The 20,446-nt window shown below is 68.5% G+C and carries 24 protein-coding genes; 15 read left to right on the top strand and 9 right to left on the bottom strand.

Annotated features, from left to right (window positions below; genetic code table 11):
• Positions 1 to 6 precede the first annotated feature (6 nt).
• The gene (locus PX554_RS05265) at positions 7 to 1,260 is read right to left on the bottom strand and encodes a TolC family protein (RefSeq protein WP_275499566.1); all 1,254 of its coding nucleotides are present in this window, start codon (positions 1,258 to 1,260) and stop codon (positions 7 to 9) included.
• A 128-nt stretch (positions 1,261 to 1,388) separates the two neighbouring features.
• Between PX554_RS05265 and PX554_RS05270 the strand changes: the two genes are divergently transcribed.
• Positions 1,389 to 2,066 (top strand): response regulator transcription factor, encoded by a 678-nt coding sequence (locus PX554_RS05270; RefSeq protein ID WP_093221173.1) that lies wholly within the window; start codon positions 1,389 to 1,391, stop codon positions 2,064 to 2,066.
• Positions 2,053 to 3,420 carry an ATP-binding protein gene (locus tag PX554_RS05275; protein WP_275499569.1) on the top strand — a complete coding sequence of 456 codons (1,368 nt, stop codon included), beginning with the start codon at positions 2,053 to 2,055 and terminating at the stop codon, positions 3,418 to 3,420. Before PX554_RS05270 ends, PX554_RS05275 begins: the two co-directional genes overlap by 14 nt.
• 50 nt (positions 3,421 to 3,470) lie before the next feature.
• Here PX554_RS05275 and PX554_RS05280 read toward each other — a convergent pair whose 3' ends face one another.
• The 4 genes from PX554_RS05280 to PX554_RS05295 all read right to left on the bottom strand — a co-directional run bounded on the left by PX554_RS05280 (position 3,471) and on the right by PX554_RS05295 (position 5,982).
• A complete protein-coding gene (locus tag PX554_RS05280; RefSeq protein WP_275499571.1) occupies positions 3,471 to 3,611 on the bottom strand; it encodes a hypothetical protein in 141 nt (46 codons plus the stop codon).
• A gap of 77 nt (positions 3,612 to 3,688) precedes the next feature.
• Positions 3,689 to 5,233, bottom strand: coding sequence for a bifunctional aminoglycoside phosphotransferase/ATP-binding protein (locus PX554_RS05285; RefSeq protein ID WP_275499573.1), 1,545 nt, complete (start codon positions 5,231 to 5,233; stop codon positions 3,689 to 3,691).
• Positions 5,234 to 5,235: 2 nt separating this feature from the next.
• Positions 5,236 to 5,715: an Hsp20/alpha crystallin family protein gene (locus tag PX554_RS05290; protein ID WP_093221846.1), complete on the bottom strand. Its 480-nt coding sequence runs from the start codon at positions 5,713 to 5,715 to the stop codon at positions 5,236 to 5,238.
• Between the two features lie 36 nt (positions 5,716 to 5,751).
• On the bottom strand, positions 5,752 to 5,982 hold the full coding sequence (locus PX554_RS05295; protein ID WP_093221182.1) for a hypothetical protein: 231 nt from the start codon (positions 5,980 to 5,982) through the stop codon (positions 5,752 to 5,754).
• A gap of 245 nt (positions 5,983 to 6,227) precedes the next feature.
• On the opposite strand from PX554_RS05295, the gene PX554_RS05300 reads away from it, so the two are divergent.
• The 5 genes from PX554_RS05300 to PX554_RS05320 all read left to right on the top strand — a co-directional run bounded on the left by PX554_RS05300 (position 6,228) and on the right by PX554_RS05320 (position 11,688).
• Positions 6,228 to 7,265, top strand: a complete 1,038-nt coding sequence (locus tag PX554_RS05300; protein ID WP_275499577.1) for a zinc-dependent alcohol dehydrogenase family protein — start codon at positions 6,228 to 6,230, stop codon at positions 7,263 to 7,265.
• A gap of 39 nt (positions 7,266 to 7,304) precedes the next feature.
• Entirely contained in the window at positions 7,305 to 8,039 is a 735-nt protein-coding gene (gene phbB, locus PX554_RS05305) for an acetoacetyl-CoA reductase (protein WP_275499579.1), read from the top strand.
• Between the two features lie 221 nt (positions 8,040 to 8,260).
• On the top strand, positions 8,261 to 8,917 hold the full coding sequence (locus tag PX554_RS05310) for a BON domain-containing protein (protein ID WP_093221190.1): 657 nt from the start codon (positions 8,261 to 8,263) through the stop codon (positions 8,915 to 8,917).
• 130 nt (positions 8,918 to 9,047) lie between these two features.
• Positions 9,048 to 9,845, top strand: a complete 798-nt coding sequence (locus PX554_RS05315) for a universal stress protein (RefSeq protein WP_275499582.1) — start codon at positions 9,048 to 9,050, stop codon at positions 9,843 to 9,845.
• Positions 9,846 to 9,906: 61 nt separating this feature from the next.
• Complete coding sequence (locus tag PX554_RS05320; RefSeq protein ID WP_275499584.1) at positions 9,907 to 11,688, top strand: PHA/PHB synthase family protein; 1,782 nt, start codon at positions 9,907 to 9,909, stop codon at positions 11,686 to 11,688.
• 22 nt (positions 11,689 to 11,710) lie between these two features.
• On the opposite strand, the gene PX554_RS05325 is transcribed toward PX554_RS05320, so the two are convergent.
• Positions 11,711 to 12,364: an NAD(P)H-dependent oxidoreductase gene (locus tag PX554_RS05325; protein WP_275499586.1), complete on the bottom strand. Its 654-nt coding sequence runs from the start codon at positions 12,362 to 12,364 to the stop codon at positions 11,711 to 11,713.
• Between the two features lie 38 nt (positions 12,365 to 12,402).
• Positions 12,403 to 12,984, bottom strand: a complete 582-nt coding sequence (locus PX554_RS05330) for an NAD(P)H-dependent oxidoreductase (RefSeq protein WP_275499588.1) — start codon at positions 12,982 to 12,984, stop codon at positions 12,403 to 12,405.
• 383 nt (positions 12,985 to 13,367) lie between these two features.
• Between PX554_RS05330 and PX554_RS05335 the strand changes: the two genes are divergently transcribed.
• The 5 genes from PX554_RS05335 (at position 13,368) to PX554_RS05355 (ending at position 15,807) form a co-directional block, all read left to right on the top strand.
• Positions 13,368 to 13,622 carry a response regulator transcription factor gene (locus PX554_RS05335; protein ID WP_256326063.1) on the top strand — a complete coding sequence of 85 codons (255 nt, stop codon included), beginning with the start codon at positions 13,368 to 13,370 and terminating at the stop codon, positions 13,620 to 13,622.
• 72 nt (positions 13,623 to 13,694) lie between these two features.
• Positions 13,695 to 14,087 carry a phasin family protein gene (locus tag PX554_RS05340; RefSeq protein ID WP_093221205.1) on the top strand — a complete coding sequence of 131 codons (393 nt, stop codon included), beginning with the start codon at positions 13,695 to 13,697 and terminating at the stop codon, positions 14,085 to 14,087.
• Positions 14,088 to 14,134: 47 nt separating this feature from the next.
• Positions 14,135 to 14,923, top strand: coding sequence for a universal stress protein (locus tag PX554_RS05345; RefSeq protein ID WP_275499591.1), 789 nt, complete (start codon positions 14,135 to 14,137; stop codon positions 14,921 to 14,923).
• A 13-nt stretch (positions 14,924 to 14,936) separates the two neighbouring features.
• Positions 14,937 to 15,626: an NAD(P)H-dependent oxidoreductase gene (locus PX554_RS05350; RefSeq protein WP_275499593.1), complete on the top strand. Its 690-nt coding sequence runs from the start codon at positions 14,937 to 14,939 to the stop codon at positions 15,624 to 15,626.
• A gap of 37 nt (positions 15,627 to 15,663) precedes the next feature.
• A complete protein-coding gene (locus tag PX554_RS05355) occupies positions 15,664 to 15,807 on the top strand; it encodes a hypothetical protein (protein ID WP_176787029.1) in 144 nt (47 codons plus the stop codon).
• A gap of 22 nt (positions 15,808 to 15,829) precedes the next feature.
• Here PX554_RS05355 and PX554_RS05360 read toward each other — a convergent pair whose 3' ends face one another.
• Positions 15,830 to 16,471, bottom strand: a complete 642-nt coding sequence (locus PX554_RS05360; RefSeq protein ID WP_275499596.1) for an NAD(P)H-dependent oxidoreductase — start codon at positions 16,469 to 16,471, stop codon at positions 15,830 to 15,832.
• Positions 16,472 to 16,624: 153 nt separating this feature from the next.
• Between PX554_RS05360 and PX554_RS05365 the strand changes: the two genes are divergently transcribed.
• The gene (locus PX554_RS05365; RefSeq protein WP_275499597.1) at positions 16,625 to 17,062 is read left to right on the top strand and encodes a potassium channel family protein; all 438 of its coding nucleotides are present in this window, start codon (positions 16,625 to 16,627) and stop codon (positions 17,060 to 17,062) included.
• Positions 17,063 to 17,173: 111 nt separating this feature from the next.
• On the top strand, positions 17,174 to 17,962 hold the full coding sequence (locus tag PX554_RS05370; RefSeq protein WP_275499599.1) for a universal stress protein: 789 nt from the start codon (positions 17,174 to 17,176) through the stop codon (positions 17,960 to 17,962).
• 57 nt (positions 17,963 to 18,019) lie between these two features.
• On the opposite strand, the gene adhP is transcribed toward PX554_RS05370, so the two are convergent.
• Positions 18,020 to 19,051 (bottom strand): alcohol dehydrogenase AdhP, encoded by a 1,032-nt coding sequence (gene adhP, locus PX554_RS05375; protein WP_275499600.1) that lies wholly within the window; start codon positions 19,049 to 19,051, stop codon positions 18,020 to 18,022.
• 194 nt (positions 19,052 to 19,245) lie between these two features.
• On the opposite strand from adhP, the gene PX554_RS05380 reads away from it, so the two are divergent.
• Complete coding sequence (locus tag PX554_RS05380) at positions 19,246 to 20,400, top strand: L,D-transpeptidase family protein (protein ID WP_275499602.1); 1,155 nt, start codon at positions 19,246 to 19,248, stop codon at positions 20,398 to 20,400.
• Positions 20,401 to 20,446 lie beyond the last annotated feature (46 nt).

Below are 20,446 nucleotides of genomic sequence, written 5' to 3' on the forward strand. Positions count from 1 at the left end.
GTGGCCTCAGCGCGCCAGCGCATTGCCGCCATTGAGCGCGCGCAACTGGAGCAGCGCCTCGATCGCGTCGCGCCGCGTGTCGAGGATCGCCCCGGTCGCGTCGAGATAGGCCTGCTGCATCTGCGTGTAGGTAGTGAGCGGAATCGCGCCGAGCCGGTAGTTACGGTCAGCCTCGATTGCGGCGGCGGCAAAGCGCTGCGCCGATGCGCCGTCCCATTTCGCCAGCGCCTCGCGCTTGGCTTGATATTGCGCGGCTTGATCGAACACGTCGCGCGCGATCCGACGTTCGGCGGCGACCAGCGTGGCATTCGCCTGGGCCTGCCGCCCCTGCTCGGCCGCGACGTCGCCCGCCTGCCGGTTCCACAGGGGAATCGAGGTGGAGAGGCGCACGCCGACGTTGGTCTCGCGAATGTCGGAGCGCGCGCGATCATAATAGGGCCCGACGCTCACCACCGGGATGCGGGCCTTTTTCGCGAGGTCCACCCGCAGCCCCTGCTGCTCGAACTGTGCCCGCAGCGCCTGCAGCTCGAAATTGTTGGCGTTCGCCTGCGCGGCGAGCGTCGCGTCCGCTGGCAGATCGGGCAGGCCCATGTCGGGCCGGACGATGCGAATGCGCGCGGCGAACGGCGCACCGCGCAGTTGATTGAGTTCGTAGAGGATCGAATTGGCCTCGGCATCCGCCGCCGCCGCGCTACGCTCCGCGCTGATCGCGTTCGCCTGGAGCGCCGTCGCCTCGAGCTGGGGCGAAGGGCCGGCGGGGTCGCGCGCGACGATCACGCGCGCCAGCGTCCGCATCCGATTGGCGACCGCGCGTGCCGCCGCCGCCTTCTCGTCCGCCGCGAACAGCCGGTAGCCGAGCGAGCGCGCCCGCGCCGCCAAAGTCGCGTCGAACTGCTGGAGGCCAATCCGCGCCAGCGCCACCTGCCGGTCGGCGATCGCGCGGCGCAGCGCGATCCGCCCGCCGAACTCGATCGGCTGGGTGACCGACACGGCATAGGTCATGCCCTCGCCGTTGAGCGCGCCGGTATTGACGTCGTTCGCGCGGCGCTGGCCGAATTCGACGGTCGCTTCGGGATCGGCCCAGCGCCCGGCCGCCGCGCGCTCGACACCGGCCGTATCGATCTGCCGCTGGTAGAATTGCCGCTCGGGATTGTTCGCGATCACGTCCTGCGCCAGCGCGTCGAGCGACACGGCGGGGCCGCTCTGCGCCAGCGCGGGCGTCGCGAGGCATATCCATCCCGCCAGTGCGAGCAACCGCATCTTCCGCCTCCGATCGATCCTGCCGCCCCCTAACCCTGCCGCTTTACGGCCGTCGACTAAAACCGCGTTCAGAGTCTGAAACGCAATTCAGTTGACCGCGCGCGCGTGCCCGCCACACATGCGCAGGCGTGACGCAGATCCTGCTCCTTGAAGACGATCCCGGCACGGCGGATGAAATCCGGCTGGAACTCGTCGCCGCCGGGCACGGGGTCGCACATCGCTCCACGCTCGCCGCAGCGGCCGAGGCGGTGCGCGCGGGCGGCATCGACGTGTTGATCGTCGACCGCCAATTGCCCGATGGCGAGGGGCTGGACCTGATCGCGGCGCTGCGATCGGAGGGATTTCGCACCCCCGCGCTGGTGCTGAGCGCGCTGGGCAGCCTCGACGATCGCGTGCGCGGTCTGCGCGCCGGCGGCGATGATTACCTCCCCAAGCCCTTCGCGCTGGTCGAGCTGATCGCCCGCGTCGAGGCGCTGCTCCGCCGCCCCGACGAGCGGCGCGACACGCGATTGATCGTCGGCCCGCTCGATCTCGACCTGCTCGAAGGCAAGGCGCGCCGCGCGGGCCGGCCGCTGGACCTGCTGCCGCGCGAGTTGAAGCTGCTCGACTATCTGGTGCGCCGCCCCGGCCGCATCGTCACCCGCTCGATGCTGCTCCAGGACGTATGGGGCTACAATTTCGAGCCGAACAGCAATGTGGTCGATGTCCACATCGGCCGCCTGCGCCGCAAGGTGGACGGCGAAGGCGAACCGCAACTGATCCGCAACGTGCGCGGGCAAGGCTATATCTTCGATGTTCCGGCCTGATCCCCGCACCCGCGCGACCTGGCGCTGGGGCGGCGCGCTGGCAGCGATCCTGATCCTGCAGTCGCTGGTGCTGGCCGGCATCTTCTGGGTGACCGCCAACGGCAACCACCGGCGCGCGATCGAACACACGCTGCTCGACGATTGCGGCTTCTTCGCGCTCACCCCGCCCGCCGAACGCGCCGAAGAACTGCGCGAACGGCTGGCGCGCGACATTCACCGCGAGCGCTTCCTTGCCCTGTTCGATGCGAACGGGCGGCGGATCGCGGGTAACGTCGCGACGATCCCGGACCTTCCACCCGGCACCAGTGCGTCGTTCGTCGCTCCCGTCGCGCCGACCGAACTGCCCGGCAAGACGAGCGACGTCGCCCGCCTGACGCTCTGCCCCTTGTCGGACGGCACGCGCCTGCTGACCGGCATGGACCTCGACGATACCGAGGAAGCGCTGCGGCTGACCTGGCAATCGTTGCTGCTCGGCCTGCTGCCCGGCCTCTGCTTGGCACTCGGCGTCGGCCTCGTCGCCGGCCGGCGCGCCGCGCGGCAGGTCGATGCGGTGCGTTTGCTCACCGAACGGATCGTCTCGGGGGATCTTGCCCAGCGCCTGCCGGTGCCGGCGCGGCCGGACAGTTTCGGGCTGCTGTGCGCGCACATCAACAGCATGCTCGACCAATTACAGATGCTGGTTGCCGAGGTGCGCGGCATCGGCGACGATATCGCGCACCAGCTCCGCACCCCCCTCACCCGCCTCCGCGCAGGATTGGAGCGGGGCTTGCGCGAAGCCGAGGACCGGGCCGGCTTCGAGGCGGTGATCGACCGCGGGCTCGCCGAGATCGACAGTCTGCTCGGGATCGTCGCCGCGCTGCTGCGCTTGCGCGAGTTGGAGGATGACGAACGCCGAAGCCGCTTCGCGTCGATAGACCTCGTCCGGCTGGTGGAAGACGCGTGCGACCTTCACCGCCCGGCGGCGGAGGATCGCGGCATCACGCTGCTGTGCGAATGCGCGCGCGTTCCCACGATCGAGGGCGATGCCAGCCTCCTGTTCGAAGCGGTCGCCAACCTGATCGACAATGCGATGAAGTTCGGGCCGCCGAACGGGACGGTGACGGTGCGGCTGGCCAGCGACGCCGCCGTCCCGACCATCACCATTGCCGATGAAGGGGATGGCGTGCCGGCCGCCGAACGCTCGCTCGTCACCCAGCGTTTCTATCGCGGCCGCCGCGACGGCGTCGGCGCGGGGCTTGGCCTCGCGCTCGTCAAAGCCATCGTCGATCTGCACGGATTCGCGCTGCACTTCGCGGCCTGCGGGAGCGCCGTGACGATCCGCTGCGCGCGCGAGATGCCAGCGCCGCCGCGGTGACGCCGTCCGCGTCGTCCCCGGCGATCCTCTCATGGTCGGCGAGACCGCCGTCAGACAAATCCGCTATTCATCCAGACCGAGACGATGACTTCAAACAGTATGATCGAAGCAAGCACACTTCCGCCGACTTGAATACGACGCTTCGCTTCCGCATCGAGCACGGAGCGGGATTTGTAGATGTGCGCCTGCATTTCCATAGTCCCGAATCTGAATTTATCTTGAAGATTTTGTAACAATATCGTCACCGCCGACGCATTGGGATTGATACTTAGGTTTGGGTGAGGCCGCCCTCCAGCGCGCGTTTCAGGTCCGGCAGATCCCGCCCCGCCGCCAGCACGATCCAGTCATCCGGGGCCGCAAGCGCGCTCTGTTTTCGCGCGACCTCCGCGTTCGCGTCCGACGCATCTGGCCCGCGCGCCTCGATACGCCGCACACGTTCCGCCTCGCCCAACTCCAGCCAGAAGCCGTGAAAGGGAACGCCGCACAGCCGCGCCACCGCCGCGATCGCCGCCCGGTCGAGTCGGTCCGAGAAGACGGCATCGGCGATCACCGCGCGACCCGCGCGCAGCGCCTCGGCCGCGAGTCGCCGCGTTTCCTCATAGACCCGCCGGTTGGCCGGCGCGGTGTAGTGCGACGGGTCGAGCCGCTGCTCCGGCCCGACGCCGCAGAGCCGCTTGCGCAAGACGTCGCTCCGCAACACGCGCGCGCCGGGCGGGCCGCCGATCTCGCCCGCGACGAAGCGCGCGAGCGTCGACTTGCCCGACCCGGACAGGCCGCCGATCGCGACGAGTCGCGGACGGGCATCGGCAAGGATTTCACCCGCGAGCGAAAGGTAACGCCGCGCCTGCGCGAAGTCCTCGGCCCGGCCGGTTCGCGCCGCCTGCGCGGCGAGCACATGCGCACGGATGCCGGCGCGGATGCTCATATACAGCGGCAGCAGCGCGATTCCCGCTTCGTCGGCAGGCGACAGATCGAAATAGCGATTGGCGACGATGCCGGCCTCGCGGCGCAGCCCGCGCGCCCAGAAATCCATCAGCAGGAACGCAAGGTCGTACAGTACGTCGGTGGTGGCGAGTTCGGCATCGAATTCCAGGCAATCGAACGGTGTCGGCACGTCATCGAGCACGACGATGTTGGCGAGATGGAGATCGCCGTGGCAATGCCGGACGCGTCCGGCACGCGCCCGCGCGTCGAGCAACGGCCGGTGCCGCGCGACCCCCGCCATCAGCCGTTCGGTGAGCGCCTTCACGATGGCCGGGTCGAGCGTATCCGCGAAGGCCGCCATGCTGTGGGCATTGCCCTCCACCACCTTGCGGATGCGGTCCGCGCCATCACCGCCTTCGGCGATCTGCGCGCGCGCGTGAAAGCCCGCCACCGCGTCCGCGAGGCGCATCAGCAACGCGTCGTCGAGCGTGATCCGGTCCACCATGTTCGCCAGCAATGCCGCGTCGGGGAAGCGGCGCATCTCGAGCAGCCAGTCGATCGGCGCGCCACGCCCGCCGAGCGCCAGCGTACCGTCCTGCTCGAGCGTCACGGGATGCAGGTTCAAGTACAGGTCCGGCGCGGTGCGGCGGTTGAGGTGGAGTTCCGCGTCGAGCGCGGCGCGGCGGCGCTCCGGCGTCGTGAAATCGAGATAGCCGAACGCCACCGGGCGCTTGATCTTCCACGCGCGGTCGCCCGACAGATAGATCGTGGCGGCATGGGTTTCGATGATCTCCACCGGCGCATCGGCCCCGGACGGGCCGCCGCGTGCCAGCCAGGCCGCGACGTCGGCATCGCGCCGGGGAAGGCGCGCGACCGACGCCGCCGCCACGCCTATGCCTCGATCGCGATCTTTCGCGACCGCTGCGGGGCGTTGCGGTCCTTGGCGATCTCCAAGCTCAGCACGCCGTGGTTGAACTTGGCCTTTATCTCGTTGGGATCGGCGTCGGCGGGCAGCGCTATTTCCCGGCGGAACGCGCCGTAGCGGCGTTCGCTGATCAGCCGCCCCTCGTCCTTGCGCTCCTCCGACGCGGTCTTTTCGCCGGCGATGACGAGGACACCCTCGGTCACTTCCACCGAAACGTCCTTGTCGGTGAGGCCGGGAAGTTCCGCCGTCAGCCGATAGGCGTCACCGGTGTCGTTCAGTTCCAGCGGCGGCATCGGCGCGACCACGCGCTTCGCGATATCGAAAAAGCCCCGCCCCGGCTGATCGACATCGGCGAACATGCGGTCGATCTCACCGCGCAGCCAGCCGAACGGGCTGATGTCCGCGATCGACGTCCGCGTGGCGGGTGTCTTGCTCATCTCGTTCATGGGAAGCGTCTCCATTTCGGGTTGCGGCACGCGGGATCAGGCGAAGAGCGCGGGTTCGGGATCGTCCTCGATCGGCTCGGGCACGGCCAGTTGTTCGTGGCAATCATGCGAGATCGTATGATGGCACCGGGGCGGCCAGGCCGCATTGACGGCCGCGTTCCACCATCCCGTGGTGACGATCATCGGCACTTCCCAGACGCGCTCGCAAGCAGTCCAGAGCAGCTCGGGAACCGGCGCGTCGAATTGCGTGGTGGCCGATTCGGTCATCGCTCGTCTCCTTAGTCCCGCCGGCAGAGGGATAGGATCGCGCCCGCAGGCGATGAATCGGGGATGCTACTTAGGTGTCCGGCACGGGCACCGCCGCGCGCGCCAGCTTCGCCGCGCATCGCCCCCCGCCCGCGCCGCCGTGCCGTCCGTGAATCTACGGATGGGCTGCGCGTGGTGCGATCGGCATGAGCCGATCCGCGAGGTCGCCCGCCGGTCGGCGCGGCGTGTGAAACGGAGACACCGCGATGAAAGCATTGGTCTATCACGGCCCCGGCAGCAAAAGCCTGGACGAACGCCCCATGCCGGTGCTCCGTGACGGCGGCGACGCGATCGTGCGGGTGACGCACACGACCATCTGCGGCACCGATCTCCACATCCTGAAAGGCGACGTACCGACCTGCGCGCCCGGCCGCATCCTCGGCCATGAGGGCGTCGGCATCGTCGAGGCGGTCGGCGCCGGCGTCACGACGTTCAAACCCGGCGACCACGTCCTCATCTCGTGCATCACGTCGTGCGGGCGGTGCGCCTTCTGCCGCAAGGGCATGTATTCGCACTGCACGTCGGGCGGCTGGATTCTCGGCAACACCATCGACGGGACGCAGGCGGAGTATGTGCGCGTCCCGCATGCCGACACCAGCCTCTATCCCATACCGGCCGGCGCCGACGAGGAAGCGCTGGTGATGTTGAGCGACATCCTGCCGACCGGCTTCGAATGCGGTGTCCTCAACGGTCGGGTCCAGCCGGGGTGCAGCGTGGCGATCGTCGGCGCGGGGCCGATCGGGCTTGCCGCGCTGCTGACCGCGCGCTTCTACACGCCGGCCAAGATCGTGGTGATCGACCTCGACGCGCACCGCCTCGCGACCGCGAAGCGCTTCGGCGCGACGCATGTCGTCGACAGCGGCCATGAGGATGCGGCGGCGGCGGTGCGCGCGGTCACCGGCGGTCTCGGCGCGGACACCGTCATCGAGGCGGTCGGCGTGCCCGCGACGTTCGAGCTTTGCCAGGAACTCGTCGCGCCCGGCGGCGTCATCGCCAACATCGGCGTGCATGGCTGCAAGGCCGATCTGCACCTCGAAACGCTGTGGTCGCGCAACATCGCCATCACCACGCGGCTCGTCGATACCGCCACGACGCCGATGCTCATGGAAACGGTATCCGCCGGAACGCTGGCGCCCGAGCGCCTCATCACGCACCGCTTCCAGCTCGCCGACATCCTCGACGCCTATGACACGTTCGGCCGCGCGGCCGAGACCCAGGCGCTGAAGGTGTTGATCGCGACCTGACGCCGCGGCGCCCGCTTCCACAGCAGAGAGGAGACGAAAATGGCGACACAGACACGGCGCGTCGCGCTGGTGACCGGCGGCACCACGGGAATCGGCGCCGCGACCTGCCAGTCGCTGGTGGCGGCCGGATATACGGTCGCCGCCAGCTTCTGCGGCAACGAGGATCGGGCCAAGGATTTCACCAGCCGGACCGGCATCCCGGCGTGGCGCTGGTCGGTCAGCGATCACGACGCCTGCCGGGCCGGCATCGATACGGTCGAGGCCGCGCTCGGGCCGATCGAGATCCTCGTCAACAACGCCGGCATCACCCGCGACTCCAGCCTCGCCAAGATGACGCCGGACGCGTGGCGCGCGGTGATCGACACCAACCTTTCGGGCTGCTTCAACATGGCGCATGCCGTGTTCGCCGGCATGCGCGCGCGCAAATGGGGGCGGATCGTCAACGTCTCCTCGATCAACGGCGAGACGGGACAGTTCGGCCAGACCAACTATGCCGCCTCCAAGGCGGGCATTCTCGGGTTCACGCGCGCGCTCGCGCTCGAAGGCGCGCGGGACGGGGTGACGGTGAACGCGGTCGCGCCCGGCTACACCGACACCGATATGGTCAAGGCCGTGCCGGCCGATGTCCTCGGCGGGATCGTCGCGCGCATTCCCGTAGGCCGGCTCGCCAGGCCGGAGGAGATCGCGCGCTGCATCGCGTTTCTCGTCGCCGAGGAGTCCGGCTTCATCACCGGCGCGACGTTAGACGTAAACGGTGGCCAGCGCATGGGCTGAGGCCCGACCCTTACGGGAATTTGCGCATTGGGCGGCGCAAATCCGCGCTTCAGAAAGACCGTGACAGCCACGCGGGCGCCGGATGCGATCGACCCCCATCCCGACACCTCCGACACCGGCGTTGCCCGTGGCCTGGATGATCTTGCCGGCGGTCGTCAGCCTATCCGCCTGCGAGCCCGGCGCCCCGATCGGGCGCCTCACCTCGAAGAAGGAGAAGAGCAATGCTAAAGACCGACAGCCAGTTGCAGCATGACGTCATCGCCGAGCTCGAATGGGAACCGCGTGTCGATCACGCCGACATCGGCGTGGCCGTCAACGATGGCGTCGTCACCCTGTCCGGCTATGTGAAGACCTATCCCGAGAAATTCGCCGCCGAGAAGGCGACCCGCCGGGTGGCCGGTGTCAAGGCGATCGCCGAGGAGATCAAGGTCCGGCTCGCGGCCGAACCCAAGACCGCGGACCATGAGATCGCCAAGCGCATCCTCGATCTGTTCGCGTGGAACGTATCGATCCCGGATGACCGCCTGACGGTGAAGGTCGAACACGGCTGGGTGACGCTGTCCGGCACGGTCGACAAACATTATCAGAGCGAGGAGGCGCGCAGGGCGGCTGGCCGTGTGACCGGGGTGCTCGGCGTCGTCAATCTCATCACCGTCAAGCAATTGCCGGTGCCCGCCGACATCAAGGACCGCATCATGGCCGCGTTCAAGCGCCAGGCCAATCTCGATGCCAACACGGTGATGGTCGCGACCGAGGGCAGCAAGGTCAAGCTGACCGGCAAGGTGCGGGCGTGGAGCGAGCGCGGCCTGGCCGAACAGGCGGCATGGGCGGCACCGGGCGTCACCGCCGTCGAGGACGACATCGTCGTCGCGTTCTGACCATCCCACGCGCGGATCGCGTCACGCGGCCGTCCGGGTACCGGGCGGCCGCTTTCGTATCCGTATCATCCCCCATATCGGCAGCGCCGACTCCTTTCCTATCGTCGTCGCCGGAACATTGGAGGTGGCCATGAAGAACATTCTCTTGCTGGTGCATGACGACAGCGGGCAGGAGGCCCGCCTGCAGGCGGCACTGGACATCACCCGTGCGCTCGAAGGGCATCTGTCCTGCGTCGATGTGTCCGTGCTGCCGATCCTGGTCGGCGATTATTACGGCGGGGCGGAAGCGGAGGCGATCCTCTTCGCCGACGAATGCGAGCGCGAGACCAAGAACAAGGCCGCGCTCGAAGCGCGCCTGGTGCATGAGGATGTGGCGTGGGACTGGTGCGATTCCACCGGCTCGATCGAACGATGCCTGCAGGACAAGGCGGCGCTGGCCGATCTCATCGTGCTCAACCGCAAGCTCGAAGTCGGCAGCCCCGACATGCACGACATCGTGAGCAATCTCGTGATGCACGCGCGGGCGCCGATCCTCGCGGTTCCCGAAACGCTGAAGCGCATGACGCTCGACCGCGCGCTCATCGCCTGGGACGGCCGCGGCTCCGCCGCCGCGACGGTGCGGGCCTGCCTGCCGCTGCTCAAGCTCGCCAAAGACGTCGAGATCTTCATGGCCCGGCGCGGCGGAGACGGCGTCGAGCCGACCGAGGCCGCCGAATATCTTTCGCGTCACGATGTTCACGCCGCCGTCCGCATCATCGACGAAACGCATACCGCACCGGATGAGTTGATCGGGGACGAGGCGACGCGCTGGCGCGCCGATTACGTGCTGATGGGCGCCTATGGCCACGGCCGGCTGCGCGAGACGTTCGGGGGCGTGACCAAACGCATGCTGTCCCACAGCACGCTTCCTCTGATTCTCGGCCATTGAGGCGCGCCGCCCTCGCCGCGATGCGGGGGAACGTTTTTGGCAAAGTGCGTGGGGGACGGCGGTGGAGGCCGAACATGTGAACGATCGCGGCACGGGCCGCGCGGCGGGCGAGGAGCCGCTCGCCGCCGTCGGCGACGTTATCGACAGGGTGACCGGCGCCGCGCTGGCGCGGCTGACCGGTGGCCTCTCGCCCGCGTCGATCGGCGCGGCGTTCCTTGATTGGGCGGTCCATCTCGCGATCTCGCCGGGGCGGCAGCTCCAGCTCGCCGCCGATGCCGATCGCCAGACCCTGCGCTTCCTCGATTACGCCTGCTCCGTCGCGGTCGCCGCCGCGCCGGTCACGCCGGCGATCGATCCGCTGCCGCAGGACCGGCGCTTCACCGATGCGGACTGGCAGGCCTGGCCGTTCAACCTGATCGAGCAGGCGTTCTTGCTTGGCCAGCAATGGTGCGACCAGAGCGGCCGCGCCGTCGGCGGGGTGACGCCGCGCCACGAGGAGATGGTGCGCTTCACCCTGCGCCAGTGGCTCGACGTGATGGCGCCGTCCAATTTCATCGCCACCAATCCGGTCGTACAGCAGCGCATCGCGGCGACGGGCGGCCAATGTCTGGTCGATGGCGCCGCCAATTTCGTCGATGATCTCCGCCGCGCCTGGTCGGGCGACCGTCCCGCCGGCGCCGACGCCTATCGCCCAGGAATCGAGGTCGCGGTCACGCCCGGCGAGGTCGTCTATCGCAATCATCTGATCGAACTGATCCAGTACCGCCCCACCACCGCGGCCGTCCGCCCCGAGCCGGTCCTGATCGTCCCCGCCTGGATCATGAAATATTATATTCTCGATCTCAGCCCGGCCAATTCGCTGGTGCGCTGGCTGGTCGGGCAAGGCTTCACCGTGTTCATGGTCAGTTGGCGCAATCCCGGCCGCGAAGACCGCGACATCCACTTCGACGATTATCGCCGGCTGGGCGTGATGAAGGCGCTCGACGCGGTCACCGCGATCACCGGCCACCCCGCCGTCCATGCCGCCGGTTATTGCCTTGGCGGCACCCTGCTCGCGATCACCGCCGCGACGATGGCGCGCGACGGCGACGCGCGGCTCGCCTCGATGACGCTGTTCGCCGCGCAGACGGAGTTCAGCGAGCCTGGCGAGCTCGGACTGTTCATCGACGCGGCGCAGGTGCATTTCCTCGAGAACATGATGTGGGCGCAAGGCTATCTCGACAGCCGCCAGATGGGCGGCGCCTTCCAGATGCTGCGCTCGAACGACCTGCTGTGGTCGCGCGTCATCCACGGCTATCTGATGGGCGAAGCCGAGCCGATGAACGATCTGATGGCGTGGAACGCCGACGGCACCCGGCTTCCGCAGGCGATGCACAGCGAATATCTGCGGCGGCTCTTCCTCGACGACGATCTCGCCGAAGGCCGTTACCAGGTCGATGGCAGGACGATCGCGCTCAACGACATTCGCGTGCCGATCTTCGCGGTGGGGACCGAATGGGATCACGTCGCGCCGTGGCGCTCGGTCTTCAAGATCCACCTGCTGACCGATACCGAGGTGACCTTCCTGCTCGCCAGCGGCGGCCACAATGCCGGCATCGTCTCCGAGCCCGGCCATCCGGGGCGGCATTTCCGCGTCATGACGCACCCGGCGACGCGCGGCCATCTCGATCCCGAGGGCTGGCAGGCGGTCGCGCGCGGCCAGGAAGGGAGTTGGTGGCCCACTTGGGCGGCCTGGCTCGACGAACGCTCCGCGCAGCCCGGCCCGCCCCCGTCCATCGGGAAACCGGAGGCCGGATACGGGCCGATCGAACCCGCGCCCGGCCAATACGTCCTCTCGCGCTGAAGCTGGGCGCGGCGCGCGCCGGTCATCCCGCCGCCGCCGCGCGCGCCGACGCGTCGGCGAGTTCGCGGATCACCTTGCCGGCTTCCATGCGCACGTCGCTCAGATACTGGCGCACGAAGCCCGCATCGACGCCATCGACGATCTCGTCATAGTGGACATGGCGCACCATCCGCAGCGCGAAGGCGTGTTTGATGTAATGGTCGAAACAGCTCCGCAAGCCGTTGACCTGCCCTTGCAGGTTCAGCCAGACTTCGCGCGCGGCAGAGGAGGTGAAGCTGATCATCACCTTGCCGGTCAGCACCCCTTTCGCCGCCGCCGCCTGCACGTCCTGCGCGGTCGCGGCCGATCCCAGCACACGCTCGACATAGCCTTTCATCATCGCCGGCGGCGTCCCGAACCAGATCGGATAGACGAGTACGAACGCGACCGCGTCCGCGAGGATCGCGAGTTCGTCCGCCACGTCGGGGAAGCGGCGGAACGCCGGGCCGGGCCGTTCCTCGCGCCGCAGAATGGGGTTGAAGTTCATCGCATACAGATCGCGCAGGATCGCGCGGTGTCCGTGCTTCTCGACCGCGTCGCAATAGGCGCGCGCGACCGAGGCGTTGAAGCTGTTGTCATCGGGGTGGCAGAGGATGACGACATGCAGCGGGGCTGCGCCGGGATCGTTGCTTGCCATGAATCGGGCCTCCGTCTGAAACACCGTGCGCGGGACGATCAGATGCCGGCCTCGCCGAAATCGAACAGATCGTCGAGCCACCCCGCCCGCGCCACCGCGCTGCCCTCGACATTGCCGATCAGGACATGGCCGAGCGGCCGTATCCCGACGAAGCGCAGGATGTTGCGCTCGAAACTCTTGACGCAGTGCGCGCGGTAATAGGTGCGATAGACGACCGCCGGCATCCCCATCGTCACGATCAGCCGCCCCGTGCGCGACGTCAGGCGCTTCTCGTGCAGCTTGCCCTGCCGCTCGACGAACGCGAATCCGGGCCGCATCACCTGCTCGACGAAGCCCTTGAGCAGCGCGGGCATGTCGCCGAGCCAAAGCGGGAAGAAGATGGCGATGTGATCGGCCCAGGCGACCGCTTCCTGCGCGGTCTGGATATCGGGGGGCAGGTTGCCATTCTCCCAATCGGCGCGCGAGGCGACCAGCGGGAAGCGAAGCTCGGCGACGTTGAGCGCGCGGACCTCATGCCCGCCCTCCTCGGCCCCTTCGATGTATCGCCGCGCGAGTGCGTGGACGAACCGCGCCGGATCTGCGTCCGGGTGCCCGTCGATGACGAGAAGGCGCTTCTTCATGCCGCGTCCTCCGTGGCGACGCGCGGCGCGGCGCTGGCGGTCGGGGCGGATGGGTGGCGGATCGTCATCGTGTCTCTCGCCGGTTTGCGAACTGCGCTGCCGGGTTTGCCCCAGACGCGGCGGGCGCGGCCATGCGTAATTCCCCGCATCCGCGCGCCGGACGCGCCCGAGACCCGGGCGGCCCGGCCGATCCGTGTGACCATTACGTAACGACGCGGCGCAGCAATCGCGCAACAATCGCGCAACATGGCGGGGTTCGCCGAGGAGCGTCGGATGAGGAATGTCGCCGCATCGACCACGGGCCAAAGGCCGGGAGCCCCTATCGTCGCGCATGGCGCGGGCGCCGCGCGCGCGCTGGCGCCATGCCCGCCGGGCGTCGCGTGATGCCGCCCGCGCCCGACTCGCTCCGGGCGCCGGACCATCGCCGCCCGGCCACGCTCGAGAGCCTCTCCGCGCGCGAACGCGACGTGCTCGACGGCGTCGTGCGCGGCCTGACCAACAAGCAGATCGCGATCGAACTCGGCATCAGCCACCGCACGGTCGAAAATCATCGCGGTCGCCTGATGCGCAAGCTCCGCGTCGGCAGCGCGGCCGATCTCGTCGCGATCGCCACCGCCCGCCCGACCGACACCGCGTAACATCCCGTATAGCGCCTCGCCCGGCCCAAGATGCAGACCGCCCCTGCGGGGACCATTTGACCGGAGACCGAGATGAGTGAAGATCAGCAGACGTTGGTAACGGATCAACACGCCGCCAGGAGCGAGGCGTCCGTCACGGCGGCGATTCCCGCGATCGGCAAGATGCTGATGGTGGGGCCGCGCCTTCAGGCCACCGTGCTCAAGACCTATTTCGACCGTCAACGTCAGGCGATCGCGTTTCTCAGCGAGCGCACGGCCGACGGCCTGAAGTTCGCCGACGCGGTATCCAGCGCGAACACGCCCACCGAGGTGCTCTCGGCCTGTTCGGACTTCGTCCAGACCGGCTTCAGGCATTTCGCGGAGCAAAGCGGCGAGATCGGCCGCCAAGCGGTCGAGGCGTTGCAGACCGCGCAGCGCGACGCCGCCAACATCGCGGCCGCGACCACGCCGCGTCACGCCGCCTGACACGTCGGCGGCCGGCGGCCTTCATCGAAGCGGGGACGCGAAAAACAATGAACACCATTCTCTTGCTCGTCCATGATGACGCCGGTCTCACTTCACGGCTGCGGGCCGCCGTCGACGTCGCCGGAGCGCTGGACGCGACCTTGCTCTGTCTCGATCTGACCATCCCGATCGCATCGATCGGCGCGGACCCGCTGTTCGGGCCGATGGTGCTGGAGCCGGACACCGCCACCGAGGCGGTGCTGGCGGCACGCGCCGAACTCGATCGCAGCGGGCTTCGATACGACTGGATCGAGCGGCGCGGCGAGCTGGCGCACGAACTCGCGCAGGTCGCCCCGCTCGCCGATCTGGTGGTGCTGAGTTCGCCGAAGGACTTGCTCTTCCCCGCGATGCACAAGGCGATCGGCGAAACGCTGGTACACGCCGACAAGCCCGTGCTCGCGGTGCCGGGTACGGCGGCTGGCATGCAACTCCACGGCGAGGCGCTTCTGCTGTGGGACGGATCACAGGGCGCGAACGACGCGATGCTCGCGGCGATGCCGTTGCTGCGCCGCGCCGCGTCCGTCACCGTGCTGGAGATCGACGACGGCTCGCTCGGCGTGCCCGCTTTTAAATGCACCGAATATCTGTCGGAGCGCGGCATCCGCCACCACCTCCGGCACGATCCCGCGTTCGGCGAGAAGGCCGGGTTCGTGATCCTCGAAGCGATCGAGGGGATCAAACCCGCCTATGTCGTCATGGGCGGCTACGGCCACGCGCGTCTCGTGGAGGGTCTGTTCGGCGGTGTGACCGAGCGCCTGCTGAACGATTGCCCCTTCCCGCTCTTCATCAAGCATTGAAGGAGATGCGGCCGTGACCATCGAACCGATCCGGCATCTCGTGGTGCTATGCCATCCCCGCAGCGGCAGCTTCAACCACCAGATCGCCGCCACCTATAGCGAAACCGTGCAGGCGTGCGGTCAGGTCGTGTGTGTGCGCGATCTCTATGCGCTGCGCTTCGATCCGATCCTCGAATATATCGGCGAAGGGCCGCAACTCGCCACGCTCGACGACCTGCGCGAAATCCGCCGCTGTGACGTCCTCACCTTCATCTATCCGATCTGGTTCGGCCTCCCCCCGGCGATGATCAAGGGCTATGTCGATCGCGTGCTGGGCGGCGGCTTCAAGCCGGACAGCGAGCATCCCCGCGTGGGCAAGCCGCTGCTCGCGGGCGTGCGCATGCTCGGCATCACGACATCGGCCTCGACCGAGGCGTGGCTCGCCGAGCACGGGCAGTTGATCGCGCTTCGCGAAGGCTTCGACCGATATCTCGGTACGATCTTCAACATGGCGGACACCCGGCACCTGCACATCGACGCCATCGTCGAGGGCCTCGACAAACATTATGCCGAGGAACAGCTCGAACGGGTGCGCGAGACCGCCCGGCAGATCTGCGCCGACGCACTCCACGCCGCCCACCGCGACGAGATGTCGCGCGTTCTCAGCCATGGCCGCGCCGCACCGCAGGCGTCGCCGCCCGTACCGGAGCATCCGCCCGCCTGACCGCCCCGCCCACCGCCGCTTGAAAGGAAGCCCGCCGATGTCACAGCAGTTTGACGACGAGGGGCCGATCCCCCCCGGAGAGGAGATCGGCCGCACGCCCGGCCCAATCGCCTTTTTCGTCGGTCTCACCCTGCTCGGCATGGTCATGGCGCTCGTCGCGCTGCTCAAGCAGCGGTTTTGATCGCGAGCGGCACCGCCGCGCGTCAGGCGTCGGCTCGGGCCGGCATTTCGCAGACTTGCCGCGCGGCGGCCCGCACCCGTTCGAGTTGCGCCGCCGCGTGATGCTCGCTCATGTTGGGCACGATCTCGTCGATCGCGACATGGTCGCTCCGCCGCATCCCGAAGGCGCGCATCAGATAGGCATCGAACACCGCGCGGAGCGAATCGTCCTGCCCGCGCGCGTGCAGCCACACATGCGACAGACCCGAGGTGCTGAACGACAGCAGCGGCTTGCCCGCCAGTGGCGACTGCGTCCGGTTGTCGGCGACCTTGCGAAACGAATGGTTCGCGCCGAGCACCCGGTCGACATAGCCCTTCAGCATCGCCGGCGGCAGGCCGTACCAGATCGGATAGACCAGAACGAGGATATCCGCCGCGTTCAGCAGATCGAGCTCGGCCGCGACATCGGCGGAGGGCGTCCATGCGCCGGTGCCGGGCCGCTCCTCGTCGCGCAGCACCGGATCGAACCCGAGCGCGTACAGATCGCGGACCTCGACGCCATGGCCATAGCCGCGCGCAGTCTCGGCATAGGTGTTCACGATCGCATGGTCGAAACTGTGGGTCGAGGGGTTGGCGCAGACCAGCAGGTGGCGGAACGGGGCGGACGGTGTCTGAGGGCCGGCCATCATCATCTCCAATCAGCTATCGTCGGCGGTCATCGCCGCTCGGCCGGGGGATGGCCATGCGTAGTCTCCCGTAGCGGCGGCGGGGGCGCGGCATCGGGGCTACGTACTTTCCCCAGTCGGTGCCCCTCGCGGCCTTTTGCTACTCGCGCGGGCATGAGTCTCGTCTGCCAATTGCTCGTCGCGACCGCGATGGTCTTGTCGATGCTGATCCTGCATCTCGGCGGTTTGGCGCTGCTGATCAGCGTGCTGGCGCACCGCGCGCGCGTGCCCGCCGAGCGCCACTGGCGGGTCGAGGTCGCGGTGATCGTCGCCGCGGCGATCGGGCTGTTCGTGCTGCACGGTATCGAGATCTGGGCCTATGCGCTGCTTTACGACGGCACCGGCGCGGTGCCCGATTTCGAAACCGCGCTGTATTTCTCGACGGCCACCTATACGACGATCGGTTATGGCGATGTCCTGCTCGCCCGGCCGTGGCGGCTGATCGGCGCGATCGAGGGCGCGAACGGCATCATCCTGCTGGGCTGGTCGACCGCCTTCTTCGTCGCGATGGTGCGCCGGATCGGCTTCGTCGAGCGCCAACTCGGCCTGTAGCCCGCCATCGCCCTGTCGGCCCTGCGCCATGTCCGTATGATTGCGGATGGGCGGCGCCTGGCGCGCGACATACCCCTGGTGATGACGGTATCGCGGCACGGGAACGACCCGATGAAGAACATCCTTCTGCTCATCCACAGCGATCGTGGCCAGGACGGGCGCTTGCAGGTCGCGCTCGATCTGTGCCGCACGATCGACGGGCATGTCACCTGTCTCGATATCGGCGGAGGCCCCGCGACCGACACGGACGGGTATCGTGACGGCGGCGAGCGCGGCGGATTGCTCACGGCGGAGACGAGCGCCAGAAGCGCGGTCGAGGCGCGGCTCGCCGGCGAGGACATATCCTGGGACTGGATCGACGCGCGCCGCGACATCGCGACATCCTTGCGCGGCGCGGCGGCGCTCGCCGACGTGATCGTCGTCCAGCGCGAACTCGGCGATTTCGCCTATCCCGAAATGCACGGCGCCGGGGCCGACCTGATCGTCCGTTCAGGCAAGCCCGTGCTCGCGGTGCCGGCGGAATGCCGCGGGCTCGATCGCGATGCGGTGCTGCTCGCCTGGGACGGATCGCGCTGCGCCGCATGCGCGCTGCGCGCCGCCGTGCCACTGCTGCGGCGCACGCGTCGCGTCACCATCGTCGAGGTGCAGGATGGCTCGATCACCACCACCCCGGCGGAGGATGCCGCCGAATATCTGTCGCGCTACGGCATCTGGGCCGAAATCCGGCGGGTCGATGCGCCGCGCGCGGGGCCGGCGCTGCTGGCCGAGGCATCGTCGGGCGCGTTCGGCTATGCCGTCATGGGCGGCTATGGCCATTTGCGGCTCGTCGAGGCGGCATTCGGCAACGCCACGCGCGAGATGCTCGGGCAAAGCCCGATCCCGGTGTTCCTCGCGCATTGAGCGCCAACTTCCGCCGCGAACGCCCGGCGGGGCCCGCCGGACGTTCGGGCCGGAACGTCACGCCTTTTCGAAGTCGATCACGATCCGTCCTTCGATCTCGCCGCGCGTCATCCGCCCGAAGACCTGATTGATATTCTCGAGCGTGTCGGTGGCGACGGTCGCATGGACCTTGCCGTCACCAGCGAAATCAAGCGCCTCCTGAAGATCAAGCCGCGTGCCGACGATCGACCCGCGCACGGTGATGCCGTTGAGCACGGTATCGAAGATCGACAGCGGAAAATCGCCCGGCGGCAGGCCGTTGAGCGCGACCGTACCGCCGCGCCGCACCATCCCCATCGCCTGCGCGAACGCGATCGGCGAGACCGCCGTCACCAGCACGCCCTGCGCGCCGCCGATCGCCTTCTTGATGAACGCGGCGGGATCGGTGTTGCGCGCGTTGACGGTGAGCGCCGCGCCCAGCTCCGTCGCGAGCTTCAGCTTGGCGTCGTCGATATCGACCGCGACGACGTTCAGCCCCATCGCCTTGGCATATTGCACCGCCATGTGGCCCAGACCGCCGATGCCCGAGATCGCCACCCAGTCGCCCGGCTTGGTGTCGGTGACCTTGAGGCCCTTATAGACCGTCACGCCCGCGCACAGCACCGGCGCGATCTCGACGAAACCGACGTTGGCGGGCAGATGGCCGACGTAATTGGGATCGGCGATGACATATTCGGCGAAGCTGCCGTTGACCGAATAGCCGGTGTTCTGCTGCGCCTCGCACAAGGTCTCCCATCCGCCGAGGCAATGCACGCAGTGCCCGCAGGCGGTGTAGAGCCAGGGCACGCCGACCCGGTCGCCCTCCTTCACATGGCTGACCCCCGCGCCGACCGCGACGACATGGCCGACGCCTTCATGGCCGGGGATGAACGGCGGGTTGGGTTTGACCGGCCAGTCGCCCTCGGCGGCATGCAGATCGGTGTGGCACACGCCGGTCGCCGCGATCTTGACGAGGATCTGCCCCGGCCCCGGCATCCGCACCGCCACTTCCTCGATAACGAGCGGCTTGCCGAATTCGCGGACGACCGCCGCTTTCATTGTCTTTTCCATGATGTCTATCCTCGTTCAGAACGGCGCGTCGATGCAGTCGCATACGCCCATCGCGTCGAGCGCCCCGGATCGGGCCGGCCACGGGCAGCTTTGTTCGCACGGCGGCGACGGCCCAATACGGATTGCTACGTAGTCGCGCCCGCACCGTAGAAACCCGTATAGGCACCCCGCGCCCCACCGCTGATGAGCGTGCGATGACACGCGCCCTCCTGCTCTGCTGCTTCCTGTCGCTGGTGTCGGCCGCCCCCGCGCCCGATGTCGTCCAGCCGCACTGGACGCGGCCCCAGGCCGCCCGGCTCGTCGAATGGCTCGACGCGGCCGCCGATGACGCGCTGGAACCCGTCACGGCGCAGGCGCGCGTCGTGCAGGCCGCGCTTGATACGAACGATCAAGCCGCTCTCGACGCCGCCGCGACGGAGGCGGCGACGCGGCTGCTCGAAGCCCATCGGCATGGCTGTTGCGGGGCCGCGCTTCGCAGCGGCTGGCATATCGCCGACACGTCCGACCGAACCGACGCCGCGACGCGCGTCGGACAGGCGGTGGCGGCGGACCGGATCGACGCGCTGTTCGCATCCGCGCGGCCCTCGCACCCCTATTACCTGGCGCTCCGCGCGGCCTATCACGCGGAAAGTGACCCGGCCCGCCGCGCCACGCTCGCCGCCAATCTGGACCGGTGGCGCTGGATGCCGCGCGCGCTCGGCACCCGTTACCTTCTGGTCAACACCGCCGCCTTCGAGGCGACGTTGTGGGAGGACGGGAAGATGACCGGGCGTTGGCGCGTGGTGGCGGGAAAGACGGCGTCGCCGACCCCCGTGTTCGCCGCGACGGTCACGGGCGTGATCCTCAATCCGTGGTGGGAGATTCCGCCCTCGATCGCGCGCGAGGGCATCGCCGCGCTACTGCGGACCCATCCCGCGCAAGCCGCCGCGCAGGGCTATGTCCTGCAAGCGGGCCGCTATCGACAGCGCCCCGGCGCGAACAACGCGCTCGGCCGGATGAAGCTGGTCATGCCGAATGGGTACAGCGTCTATCTGCACGACACCCCCGAACAGAAACTCTTCGCCGAGGACGTGCGGGCCTATAGCCACGGGTGCGTCCGGGTCGGCGATGCGCTCGGCCTCGTCGCCGCACTGCTGTCGAAACAACCCGGCTGGACGCGCGGAGATGTCGACGCGGCCGTCGCCACCGGACGGACGCGCACGGTCGCGCTGGCCGCGCCGGTCCCGATCTACATCGCCTATTTCACCGCCGAACCCGATGACAAAGGTGACATACGGTACATCGCTGATATCTATCACCGCGATACCGGCGCAAAGCTGCGGGGGGACCAGGGCCAATGCGCGCGCTGATCGCCCGCGCGCCCACAGCGCGAGCCATCGGCATGCCGGAAAGGGA

The organism is Sphingomonas pollutisoli (genome assembly GCF_029167165.1).
Classification (GTDB): Bacteria; Pseudomonadota; Alphaproteobacteria; order Sphingomonadales; family Sphingomonadaceae; genus Sphingomonas; species Sphingomonas pollutisoli.

Excerpts from the sequence above, each read along its gene's own strand:
- PX554_RS05300 (WP_275499577.1), top strand. The coding sequence starts at position 6,228 with ATGAAAGCATTGGTCTATCACGGCCCCGGCAGCAAAAGCCTGGACGAA.
- phbB (WP_275499579.1), top strand. The coding sequence starts at position 7,305 with ATGGCGACACAGACACGGCGCGTCGCGCTGGTGACCGGCGGCACCACG.
- PX554_RS05365 (WP_275499597.1), top strand. The coding sequence starts at position 16,625 with ATGAGTCTCGTCTGCCAATTGCTCGTCGCGACCGCGATGGTCTTGTCG.
- PX554_RS05345 (WP_275499591.1), top strand. The coding sequence starts at position 14,135 with ATGAACACCATTCTCTTGCTCGTCCATGATGACGCCGGTCTCACTTCA.
- PX554_RS05370 (WP_275499599.1), top strand. The coding sequence starts at position 17,174 with ATGAAGAACATCCTTCTGCTCATCCACAGCGATCGTGGCCAGGACGGG.
- PX554_RS05310 (WP_093221190.1), top strand. The coding sequence starts at position 8,261 with ATGCTAAAGACCGACAGCCAGTTGCAGCATGACGTCATCGCCGAGCTC.
- adhP (WP_275499600.1), bottom strand. The coding sequence starts at position 19,051 with ATGGAAAAGACAATGAAAGCGGCGGTCGTCCGCGAATTCGGCAAGCCG.
- PX554_RS05290 (WP_093221846.1), bottom strand. The coding sequence starts at position 5,715 with ATGAACGAGATGAGCAAGACACCCGCCACGCGGACGTCGATCGCGGAC.
- PX554_RS05315 (WP_275499582.1), top strand. The coding sequence starts at position 9,048 with ATGAAGAACATTCTCTTGCTGGTGCATGACGACAGCGGGCAGGAGGCC.
- PX554_RS05275 (WP_275499569.1), top strand. The coding sequence starts at position 2,053 with ATGTTCCGGCCTGATCCCCGCACCCGCGCGACCTGGCGCTGGGGCGGC.
- PX554_RS05295 (WP_093221182.1), bottom strand. The coding sequence starts at position 5,982 with ATGACCGAATCGGCCACCACGCAATTCGACGCGCCGGTTCCCGAGCTG.
- PX554_RS05355 (WP_176787029.1), top strand. The coding sequence starts at position 15,664 with ATGTCACAGCAGTTTGACGACGAGGGGCCGATCCCCCCCGGAGAGGAG.
- PX554_RS05360 (WP_275499596.1), bottom strand. The coding sequence starts at position 16,471 with ATGGCCGGCCCTCAGACACCGTCCGCCCCGTTCCGCCACCTGCTGGTC.
- PX554_RS05280 (WP_275499571.1), bottom strand. The coding sequence starts at position 3,611 with ATGCAGGCGCACATCTACAAATCCCGCTCCGTGCTCGATGCGGAAGCG.
- PX554_RS05335 (WP_256326063.1), top strand. The coding sequence starts at position 13,368 with ATGCCGCCCGCGCCCGACTCGCTCCGGGCGCCGGACCATCGCCGCCCG.
- PX554_RS05380 (WP_275499602.1), top strand. The coding sequence starts at position 19,246 with ATGACACGCGCCCTCCTGCTCTGCTGCTTCCTGTCGCTGGTGTCGGCC.
- PX554_RS05330 (WP_275499588.1), bottom strand. The coding sequence starts at position 12,984 with ATGAAGAAGCGCCTTCTCGTCATCGACGGGCACCCGGACGCAGATCCG.
- PX554_RS05265 (WP_275499566.1), bottom strand. The coding sequence starts at position 1,260 with ATGCGGTTGCTCGCACTGGCGGGATGGATATGCCTCGCGACGCCCGCG.
- PX554_RS05325 (WP_275499586.1), bottom strand. The coding sequence starts at position 12,364 with ATGGCAAGCAACGATCCCGGCGCAGCCCCGCTGCATGTCGTCATCCTC.
- PX554_RS05340 (WP_093221205.1), top strand. The coding sequence starts at position 13,695 with ATGAGTGAAGATCAGCAGACGTTGGTAACGGATCAACACGCCGCCAGG.